The following is a 10,065-nucleotide window of genomic DNA, read 5'->3' as shown; positions in this document are numbered from 1 at the left end:
CGTCCGACCATCGCGCAGGGAAGGCCGTGTGTACGGCTACACCTGTATGCTGCTGTGCGGTTTTCTTGCGCTACATCTTCGCGCAGCAGACCGCGGGTGCCAGCCGGCACCCGGCCTTCTCTGCGCCCTCTTGGCTTGGAGGGTGGAAAGATCAAGCAAAGCTCGGGCGAAACGCGCCGCGAGAATGCGAAGGCATGTCTGTAGCCACACACGCGCTGTCATCGCCCGGCCTTGACCCAGAGTCTTTCCGCGGAGGAATTCTGGATTGCTTCGCGGAGCCTGTCTCGCACCGCGCGCTTCACGTTATCGCCTTCCGGCTCCCGGCTCTGAGCCGCAACGCTCTACGCGTTGCAGCTTGTCCGGGACACGACGAGTTGCAATGATGAGATCGACGCAGGAGCATTCAACGGGAAAAGGGGGCATACCTCGGAATCCCTGTCGTCTGCCCGTTGGCGGATCAGCTACGCGGCTGCGCTGGCGATCCAATCCCTCTCCGGAGACGCGCGCCGCCTCGGCCGTGCTTCGACCTCGAGCTGCCCGCCCTCATTGGCAAGGCGCCAGCGTGCCGGAGATTGACCGCTGATGCGCTTGAAGACGGTGGAAAAATGCGCCTGCGTGCTGAAGCCCACGGCAAGCGCGATCTCCGCCAATGGCCGCTCGGTGGTCGCGAGCAGCGTCTTCGCATGTTCGACCCGCTGCGTAAGGAGATATTCGCGCGGACGGTAGCCGGTCGCGGCGCGGAATTGCGCCGCAAAGTGCATCCGGGACAGGCCGGCGACATTGGCGAGCTCGGACAGGCTGATACAGCGGTCGAAATGATCGGCGATGTACTGCTCGACGCGCCGCAGCCGCCATTTCGGCAAGGCATTGACCCTGACGCGGGGCAATTCCATCCGGGTGAGATGCATTGCAAGGGTCTGGCCGATGCAGCGCGTAAACTGCCGATCCGCGGCATCACCATGTTCGATCAGTGCCTTGGCGAGCTCCGCGGCGAGCGGATCGCGCAACAGCACGAGGTCATCCAGCCCGTCGGCGTGCGCCGGAAGATGGTCCACGGAGATGTGGACGTGCAGGAAGGCGCACGGCGACTGGAATTGCGCGCCGAGAGGCTTCGACGGCGCGGTGACATACAGCGATCCCGCTGGCATGGTGCCTTCGAAGATGATCCGGCCGTCCCGTACCAGCTTCGCGCGCGTGGTCTTCAGAGCAATGCCGACGAAATAGCGATCATTCGGCGTCGTCGTTTCGTGCGACGAGGTGCTCCGCGGGTCGTCCCATCGCGAGATCGTGATCTCTTCGATCGTGCCCTCCGGAGCGCGATCGATCTGACGCCACTGGCTCTCCCTGGCGATCGCCTGTACGGGGCGAAGACCCTCATGATCCCGCGAGGTGGTCGGAAATTCAATCCAGGCATGCACCGTGTGCAAGTTACTCGACATCGTTGGTCCTCTCCTGGCTTCGCCGCAGCTTGCAACGACCGGCAGGCGCGCAAACCAATGCTTTCCACGCTGAGAGGATAGACGTGAGCTGGCCAGGACGCCCGTTAGTGGTGATTAGGATCTGTTAGATTCTGTAGATGTGCATCAGATGTGACAACTCGTCGCAGATGCTGAGACCGAGCTTCGTCGTGAGCTCGCCGAACACGCCGGCGATGTTGTCGAACGTGTAGGTGAAGCGGAAGGCGGCAGCGCGCTGCTGTTGCCGAAGCCGGCAGGCGGATCGTCCCTATTCGAAGACGGCGTCGAAGATCTCGACGTCCATCAGCACAGGCTTGGCGATCACCGTTCCGTCGGGCTGCAGCGTCTGCGCGCGCCGAAGTGTCGGCACCACGATGCCGCCGAAGCTGTCATGAGCCCACGAGTATTGTGCGACCTTGATCCCGAAGAGATCGTGGTCCGTCCGCCGTTGCAGGGCGCTCTCGTCGAAATAGAAGATCTGTTCAGGCGCGAGCGTGATGAGGTGCGAGGGGAATTGCGCCCGCAGCCGCCGCCACGTTTCGGCGCCCTCACGCCACGGCGGCAACTCCTCGACCACGACATCGGGATGGGCGAGCAGGAATGGGTTGGTCAGATAGTTCCAGATCGCGACGCCGCAGAAGAAGACCAGATGCAGCTCGTCCGCGAGCGCGGGGACGCCGACCTCGGGAAACGCGAGGCTCGGGTTGCGCCAGCTCCGCAGGACTTCACCATCCAGGCTCTCGATCGTGATCGCATCGGGTTGAAAGGAGCCGGAGTGTTCGCCTCCGGTGATGCCCGTGAACCGGAGCGACTGTGTGCGGGTCGAGCCTTCCGCGGTCACATCCTTGAATTCCCGAGCATGCCCGGCGCTGGAGAACAGCGATCCGCCGACGGAAAGGTGGAGCGTGAACCGGCTCAAGCTGTTCCAGCGGGCCAAGCCGCCGCTGGCATCGATTGCATCGTCAAGAAGCGCCATGTCCCGCCATATCCGCCATGAAGTGTCGCCACCATGGCGGGGCGTATGCGGCTTGGCGTGTTAGAAGTTGTTAGGATTTGCGAGCAGGCCTTTTGGCGGTATCCCGTTGAACATGCTGTCAATTCAGGGTGCCCAGCAGCTCCCTTGCGGCGACCAGATCGCGGGTCTGGAGTCCCTCCTGGTAGCGCGCGACGAGCGGGGCGAGCAGGTTCCGTGCTTCGCCGGCTTTTCCGGCCTGGCGCCAGATGCGGCCGAGGCTGATCGCGCCCCGGAGCTCCCAGCCGACCGCGCATTGCCGCTGCGACAGATCGAGCGATTTGCGCAGGAAGCTCTCGGCCTCCACGGCGTTGCCCGACCGGGCGAGGATGTCGCCCTTGATCCTGAGCATCTCCGGCATGTCGAAGGACTCTCCGTGATCGGGAATCTGGCCGATCGCCTCGTTGATGGTCTGCAGGGCTTCGCCGGGCTGATTCTGGGAGGCGAGCCCCTCCGCGAGCGCGGTCGCAAACACGGTCGTCATGATCCGGTGCCGTGTCGCATGCAACGTGGCCTGACTGCGGCGAAGGTGCTCGATACCCGCAGCCACGTCGCCGCGGCGCAGCAGTAGCTCGCCTTTCTGGCCGATGCCGACCGCATGATAGGGGCCGAGGAAGTGCCGCGCCGAATGATCGATCAGCCGCTCGATCAGGATTTCGGCGTTCTCCCAGTCGCCGACCCAGAGGAATACGTAAATCGTCCAGATCAGGGAGATGCCGAGGGTGAGCGGTTGTTCAAGCAACTCAGCCTCGCGAACCGTGTATCTGGCGGCTTCGATCGCACGCTCGGGCCGGCCGGTGAGCCAGAGCCCGCGCGCCAGCGCCACCAGCGCGACGATGCGGTCGTCATACCCGAGATGGCCGATGTTCAGCCGTTGCGAGCCGGGATTGTGCACCATGGCGCTGTCGCAGTACCGAACCGCCTTGTCCTGGTTGCCGATCAGATGATGCGCCACGCCAAGCATCCATTCGACGTTCAGCGTGGCGGCGGGATCGTTCAGCTTCCGCGCGACGCTCTCGCTCTGTTCGCCGATTCCGAGCGCGCCGTGAAAATCTCCGACCCTGGTCAGATAGATGTGCAATCCGCGCAGCAGCCAGAGCTGCCAGTGCAGATCCTCGAGGTCCCGGGCAAGCTGGAGACTGCGCGTGAACGCCGCCCGAACCACGTCGGCATTGCCCTGCGAGAACATCACGGAGACGCCGAGCGCGGCCTGCAAGATCATCTCCTGGCGGCCGTCGACGGCGCTCGCATCGAGGGACACCAGCGCCTGCTGGGTCCAGCGGTAGCATTCCGTCAGCAATGTCAGTTCGAGGAAGAACTGGGCCGCCGCCGCCGCCAGATCCACGCCGAGCGTCCGATCGCCGCGCTCCGAAAAGCTGAAGGTCAGCGCGGCCCTGACATTCGGCAAATGGTCGGCGTAGGGAAGGAAGCCGCCCGCGCTCTGCATGCCGGTGGATTTGAGGGCAATGTCGTGCAGGAAGTCGCGGAAATATTCGGCGTGGGCGCGCGCGACGCGGTCCGCCTCCCCGTGCTCGGCGAGCTTGTCCGCGACGAAGGCACGTGTGGTATCGAGCAGGCGATAGCGCAGCCGCCGCTCCGCAGGCGAGGTCGCGATCAGGGATTTGGATAGCAGGTTCGAAATCGCCTCGACCGCTTCAGGCTCGCTGATCCCCTGGCAGGACGCGACGGCAAGCGCGGCCTCCAGCGTGAACGGCCCGACGAACGCCGACAATCCGCGCAGCGTCGCGCTTTCGGCCGGAGGCAGCAGGTCGTAGCTCCAGGCCAGCGCCGCGCTCAGGGTTTGATGCCGCGGAATTGCGGTACGCCGTCCCCGCCACAGCAGCGAGAAGCGGCTGTCCAGCAGCGAGGCGGTCCCGGCTATGCCATAGGCGTTCACACGCCCGGCCGCGAGCTCGATCGCGAGCGCAATGCCGTCCAGTCGCCGGCAGATCTCGGCGACGAGCGGCGCATCCTCCTCGCGGAGTTCGAATTCGCTCAGACTCTCGGCGATGCGTTCCACGAAGAGCTGGCTTGCGGGATAGGCAAGGATGTCAGCGATGCCGAGCCCGTCGCGCTGCGGCGGGCAATCCAGCGGAAATAGCCGATGGACGCGTTCGCCCTCGGCGCGAAAGGATTCGCGGCTGGTGGCCAGGATATGCAGCTGCGGCGCCTCGCGGACGAGGCGCTCGGCCAGAGGGGCGAGTTCGTCGAGGATATGTTCGCAACTGTCGAGCACCAGCAGGACCCGCCGGCTGCGCAGGACCGTCAGCAGGCCCGGCATCGGGTCCTCGGAATTGACGGTCAGGCCCAGCGCGGCCGCAATCGTTCCGGGGACGAGCCGGGTATCCGTCAGCGCGCCGAAATCGACGAAACACGCCTGGCCGTCGAAGGCCGCGAGTTCGCCCTGCGCGACAGCGAGTGCAACCGACGTCTTGCCGATCCCGCCGGGCCCGACGATTGTGACGAAGCGATGCTGGGCAAGTTCGGCGGAAATCCTCTCAACCGCATCGTGCCTGCCGATCATCTTCGCGAGCGGCGAGGGCAGCGAGCGGGGCGAAGCGGCGGGCGGGCTCGTCCGGCTCTCCGATGCTGCAGGCCGGAGCAGCGGAGCGGTGAAGCAATAGCCGCGTCCGGGGACGTTGACGACGTAGCGGGAGCTTTCGCCCGCATCGCCCAAAGCCTTGCGCAGCGTCGTGATGTGGAAGCGCAGGCTGCCTTCGTCGACGTTGACGTCGGCCCAGATGCGCTTGATCAGCTCCCGCTTGTCGATGACCTCTCCGGCGTGCTCGGCAAGAAAAATGAGAATGTCGAGCGCGCGGCCGCCGAGGTGAAGCGGGGCGCCGTCCTTTTCGAGCAGCCGAGATTTCGCGAACAGGCGGAACGGCCCGAAGGCAATGACCGAATCCTGCTCGTTAGTGTCCGGCACGGTCCAACAATTCCAGTGAATGAGCTGAAGTGTGCAATCTGATTACCAGATCGAGACGTCCAGTAAACTGGCCGAAAGTGGCGAAATCGCGTGGCGACCGCCGATCGCACGGGACCCGTGTTGCAAATTTTGCTTAAACGCGAGCAGTTTACGGCGGGGCCGCGACAATTCGTCAGCGTGCCTGACCGTCGAGGCCACGGTGTCGGCCGCGAGATCATGGGCGCCGATCATAACAGAATTCATAACAGAATCTTGCAACGTCTAACGGGCAAAACGCGCGCGACCCATCCAGTATGGCCTTCGGGTGAGACCCTATTTCAACGGGGAGGCCATGATGTCCGGTATCGACGCTCGGGCGAACGACCACGTCGGTCGACCTCAATTCGTCGCCAGTCTCGATGATCAGTCGCGTGATTGGGAGCTTGTTCTGCGGGAGTCACACCATCGCATGAAGAACACGCTGACGCTGCTCGGTGCGTCAGTCCGCCGCGACTTCACGCGCGCGAGCAAGAGGGATGTGTCGCTGGCGGTGGACCGGTTCGAGCGGCGCATCGTCGCCTTCGGCCGGCTCTATCAGCTCCTGTGCGACACCGACGATCCATCGGCTATCGCCGTGGAACCGTTCTTCGAAAATCTGTGCGGGGCCCTCTCCGAAGCGATGCTGGAGCCGGCAGGCATCCGCTGCGAAGCTGCGATCGAGAGCGGCAGGCTGCCGGCCGCAAAATGTCATCGGCTCGCGCTGATGCTCACCGAGCTGGTTACGAACGCGGCAAAGCACGCGTTCCCGAACAAGAATGGTGCGCTGATCCGCATCGACCTGGTCAACCGCGACGACGCCTGGTTCTGCACGGTGGCGGACAACGGCATTGGTGCGACCGGGCCGCTTCGGGGCACCGGCAGCCGGATCCTCGAAGGACTCGCACGCAGCATCCACGCGAGGTTGCACGGCGAGGCGGGGCAGGGCGGCACGCGGGTGACCATCGCGATGCCGGCCCTCGCATGAAGGCCGTCCGAGTTTGGAAATCGCGTCTCACACTAGGGAGTTCGGCATGACCACCATCGAAATCGATCGCGAAACCGGGACAAAGCCCTCGACATCGCGCAGCGTTGACTTGAAGCTCGAGGTCGTCGTGATCCCCGTGTCCGACGTCGACCGTGCCAAGGCGTTCTACGCGCGCCTCGGCTGGCGACTGGACGCCGATTTCTCGTCAGGCGACGACTGGCGCGTGATCCAGTTCACGCCCCCGGGCTCGGCCTGCTCGGTGATCTTCGGCAGGAACGTGACGGCTGCAGCGCCGGGCTCAGCGCGAGGCCTGTACCTGATCGTCTCCCATCTCGATGCGGCACGGCAGGATCTGCTCGACCGCGGCGTCGAGGTCACAGAGCCATTCCACGGTGCGGGCGATGTTCATGTCGGACCCGACGAGCCGTATCTGTTCGGTAGCGTCCGGGTCGGCGGTGCTGACCCGAAACGCGGCAGCTATAGCTCGTTTGCATCGTTCAGCGACCCCGACGGCAATGGCTGGTTGTTCCAGGAGGTCACGACACGATTGCCCGGGCGCATCGCCGGCGGCGGCACGACGTTCGCATCGACGATCGATTTGGCGGCGGCGCTGCGCCGTGCGGCAATCGCCCATGGCGAGCACGAGACGCGGACCGGCGGACACGACGAGAATTGGGCGGACTGGTACGCCGACCATATCGTCCGCGAGCAGGCCGGCCAGCCGCTGCCGTCGTGAACGGAACCGCCGCGGCGCTCGATCGGTTGGAGTGGCGACAGGCGGTCACGCCGATGTCGCCTTCCACCGGTACCGAGCGTCGGTGCTCAAAGACAAACCAGGAGAACGAGGATGATCCGCAAGGCAAAGGCAGTATGGAAGGGCACTGGTCGTGATGGCACGGGCCATCTCTCGAGTGAATCCGGCGTGCTCGCCGAGACGCCCTATTCGTTCAAGACCCGCTTCGAGAACGAGAAAGGGACCAATCCCGAGGAGTTGATTGCGGCGGCGCACGCCGGCTGCTTCACCATGGCGTTGGCCTTCGGCCTTCAGATGGCGGGGTTCACGCCGGATGAACTCTCGACGGAAGCGGCCGTCACGCTCGAGCCCGAAGGCAAGGGTTTCAAGATCAGCAAATCCGCGCTGACCTTGCGGGCTAAAGTGCCGAATCTCGACGACGCAGGCTTTGCCCACATCGCCGGCGAAGCCGAGAAGAATTGCCCGGTGTCGAAGGTGCTCAATGCCGCAATCACCCTCGACGCCAAGCTGGGCTAGAGGCAGGCGTTTTGCCCGGGGTCCATCCGGGTCTGGGATCCGGGTGGACGCGCGTGCAATGCGTGGCTTTCGGCCGGGCGGCCGAAGGCTTATATGTGGCAGACGCAGGACGGGCAGAGCGATCAATTGGGAGCGGACAAATGACGACGGAACGCGCAGTTTTGGCCGGAGGCTGCTTCTGGGGCATGCAGGATCTCATTCGCAAGCAGCCGGGCGTGATCTCCACCCGCGTCGGCTACACGGGTGGGCAGGTGAAGAACGCCACTTACCGCAATCATGAAGGCCATGCCGAAGCTATCGAGATCATGTTCGATCCCGCCAGGACCAGCTTCCGCGCGATGCTGGAGTTCTTCTTCCAGATCCATGATCCCACCACGCTCAATCGCCAAGGCAATGATCTGGGCACGAGCTACCGCTCGGCGATCTTCTACACGAGCGACGAGCAGAAGCGGATTGCCGAAGACACCATCGCTGACGTCGAGGCATCTGGGCTTTGGCCCGGCAAAGTGGTGACCGAGGTCGCGCCCGCTCGCGAGTTTTGGGAAGCCGAGCCGGAGCATCAGGATTATCTCGAGCGCTATCCTGACGGCTACACCTGCCACTTCATCCGGCCCGGCTGGAAGTTGCCGCGGCGCGCGGCTGCGGTAGGAGGCTAACGGGCATCAGCGCGCGGTCAGTTCCGGAGTTGCGCCATCAGCTCGCGCGCAGTGCGCATGTCGGCGATGTCGGCGCCCTCCGTGAACGATCCGGAGACGTTCTCCATAACGGCCAAAGCGTCCGCGCTCTGGCCGGCCGCCATCTTGAACCGCGCGAGGCTGATCGCGCAGCGCAACTCCCAGAAGCGCGCGCCCTGCCGGATGGCAATCTCCATGGCCTCGCGAACGCGTGCTTCGGCGTCCGCGGAATGCCGCGCGCTCCTGAGCATCAACTCTCCCTTGATGCGGATCAGCTCAGGCAGATACCAGAGCTCCTGCCGGTCGTTGCAACGGGTCAGGACGTCCTCGATGACATCGAGGCCGCGATCGACCTGGTCGGCTTCGCCGAAGCACGCCCCGAGCTCGCCAAGCAGGGGAAGAAAGCGCGGCAGGAAGCGCGCATCGCCGGCGCGATTGAGTTCTTCGCGCAGCAGCGGCAGGCCGATCGCGACGTCGCCGCGCCTGGCGATGACGGCCGCATTGAACGCCCTTGCCCACAGGCCCCACAGCCGGATCGCGTGCCGTTCGGTGTGCTCGAGCAGCTCGCTGCCGTGGCGTTCCGCGGCGTCGAGATCGCCGGCCCAGAAGGCGATCGGGCAGGCGGCCTGCCCCAGCACGCTGCAGAAGGTCAGGGCGTGGCCGTTGGCACGGCCTTCCTCGATGTTTCTTGCCGCCAGCGCCCGGGCCTGGTCGGCGAGGCCCTGCAGCCACAGGATGCGGGCCCGGAAATATTGCGTCGAGATCCTGAGATCGAGCGGGAAGATCTTCGGCTTCTCCGCCAGCACGTGCAGCGATGCGTTGACCCGGTCGATGCGCTGTCGCGCCTCGTTCTGGTCGCCGAGATAGTGCAGCGCGACGGCCATCAGCCGGTCGCCCAGCATGAGGTCGGTCCTGTCGGGAGAGTTCGCCGCCGCGCTCGCAAAACGATCGGCGAACACGCGGGCCTTGCCGAACTGTCCGTTGTTGAACTGGTCGATGCACAGCCCCCAGAGCGCGCGCAGCCGGAAATCCTTGTCGTCGAGCCTGTCGGCCAACTGGAGAGTCGTCTCGAGGATCGGGCGCGCCTCGCGCGCGCGACCCTCGCCATACATCAGCGACCAGCCGAGTGCCGACAGCAGCTGCATGCGGATGCGGTCGTTGTCCCCGCCGTCTCCGAGCGCCGCCAGTGCCGTTCTGCTGCGCTCTCGGCATTCCGCGAACAGCGAAAGACGTACCCACAGGGTGATTGCGGCCGCCGTCAGCGCGATACCGAGCCTTGCGTCGCCGTCGGGCGCGAAGGCCCAGTCCAGTGCAGCGCGCACATTGTCCAGTTCCCCCGCATAGATGCTCAGCCATTCGGGCAGCGGTGTCGATACATCGGCCTCCGCATGCTCGAAGAAATCGCGAAAATGCTCGGCATGGCGCCGCGCGAACTGCCTGACTTCACCGCGCTCGTTCAGCTTCCCGAGCGCGTAGGTGCGGGTGGTGTCGAGCAGGCGATAGCGCAGCGCCCGCGAACCGGATGGCGAGATCAGCGATTTGGTGACCAGGCTGTCGATCGCCTCCAACGTCTCCGAGGTGCTGAGGCCATCGCCGGATGCGACCGCGGCGGCGGCCTCCGGTGCGAAGGGTCCGGCGAACACCGATAGTCGCCGCAAGGTGGCGCTTTCCGCCGGAGGCAGGAGGTCGTAGCTCCAGTCGAGGGCGGCGGCGAGTGTCTGGT

The 10,065-nt window shown here is 65.0% G+C and carries 8 protein-coding genes; 4 read left to right on the top strand and 4 right to left on the bottom strand.

The window, feature by feature from the left end; translation table 11 throughout:
• Positions 1–461: 461 nt before the first annotated feature.
• The 3 genes from IC50_RS14185 to IC50_RS14175 all read right to left on the bottom strand — a co-directional run bounded on the left by IC50_RS14185 (position 462) and on the right by IC50_RS14175 (position 5,395).
• Entirely contained in the window at positions 462–1,439 is a 978-nt protein-coding gene (locus tag IC50_RS14185; protein ID WP_035705336.1) for a helix-turn-helix domain-containing protein, read from the bottom strand.
• A 286-nt stretch (positions 1,440–1,725) separates the two neighbouring features.
• Entirely contained in the window at positions 1,726–2,433 is a 708-nt protein-coding gene (locus IC50_RS14180) for a hypothetical protein (RefSeq protein WP_035705334.1), read from the bottom strand.
• A 118-nt stretch (positions 2,434–2,551) separates the two neighbouring features.
• Entirely contained in the window at positions 2,552–5,395 is a 2,844-nt protein-coding gene (locus IC50_RS14175; RefSeq protein WP_035705333.1) for an ATP-binding protein, read from the bottom strand.
• Between the two features lie 334 nt (positions 5,396–5,729).
• Here IC50_RS14175 and IC50_RS14165 point away from each other — a divergent pair, with 334 nt between their 5' ends.
• The 4 genes from IC50_RS14165 (at position 5,730) to msrA (ending at position 8,324) form a co-directional block, all read left to right on the top strand.
• Entirely contained in the window at positions 5,730–6,398 is a 669-nt protein-coding gene (locus IC50_RS14165) for a sensor histidine kinase (RefSeq protein ID WP_035705338.1), read from the top strand.
• Positions 6,399–6,444: 46 nt separating this feature from the next.
• Positions 6,445–7,134, top strand: coding sequence for a VOC family protein (locus IC50_RS14160; RefSeq protein ID WP_035705330.1), 690 nt, complete (start codon positions 6,445–6,447; stop codon positions 7,132–7,134).
• 111 nt (positions 7,135–7,245) lie between these two features.
• On the top strand, positions 7,246–7,668 hold the full coding sequence (locus IC50_RS14155; protein WP_035705328.1) for an OsmC family protein: 423 nt from the start codon (positions 7,246–7,248) through the stop codon (positions 7,666–7,668).
• Positions 7,669–7,808: 140 nt separating this feature from the next.
• Entirely contained in the window at positions 7,809–8,324 is a 516-nt protein-coding gene (msrA, locus tag IC50_RS14150; RefSeq protein ID WP_035705326.1) for a peptide-methionine (S)-S-oxide reductase MsrA, read from the top strand.
• Positions 8,325–8,341: 17 nt separating this feature from the next.
• Here msrA and IC50_RS14145 read toward each other — a convergent pair.
• Positions 8,342–10,065: ATPase (locus IC50_RS14145; RefSeq protein ID WP_035705324.1), on the bottom strand; the 1,724-nt coding region annotated here is incomplete at its 5' end.

The sequence above is a fragment of the Bradyrhizobium genomosp. I (2014) genome (assembly GCF_000261685.1).
Classification (GTDB): Bacteria; Pseudomonadota; Alphaproteobacteria; order Rhizobiales; family Xanthobacteraceae; genus Bradyrhizobium.
The sequence above is the reverse complement of the archived record's forward strand: the minus strand, read 5'-3'. Positions and strand labels throughout refer to the sequence as shown.

What these genes read in the sequence shown, in the direction of transcription:
- IC50_RS14185 (WP_035705336.1), bottom strand. Translation starts at nt 1,439, where the DNA reads ATGTCGAGTAACTTGCACACGGTGCATGCCTGGATTGAATTTCCGACC.
- IC50_RS14180 (WP_035705334.1), bottom strand. Translation starts at nt 2,433, where the DNA reads ATGGCGCTTCTTGACGATGCAATCGATGCCAGCGGCGGCTTGGCCCGC.
- IC50_RS14165 (WP_035705338.1), top strand. Translation starts at nt 5,730, where the DNA reads ATGTCCGGTATCGACGCTCGGGCGAACGACCACGTCGGTCGACCTCAA.
- IC50_RS14160 (WP_035705330.1), top strand. Translation starts at nt 6,445, where the DNA reads ATGACCACCATCGAAATCGATCGCGAAACCGGGACAAAGCCCTCGACA.
- IC50_RS14155 (WP_035705328.1), top strand. Translation starts at nt 7,246, where the DNA reads ATGATCCGCAAGGCAAAGGCAGTATGGAAGGGCACTGGTCGTGATGGC.
- msrA (WP_035705326.1), top strand. Translation starts at nt 7,809, where the DNA reads ATGACGACGGAACGCGCAGTTTTGGCCGGAGGCTGCTTCTGGGGCATG.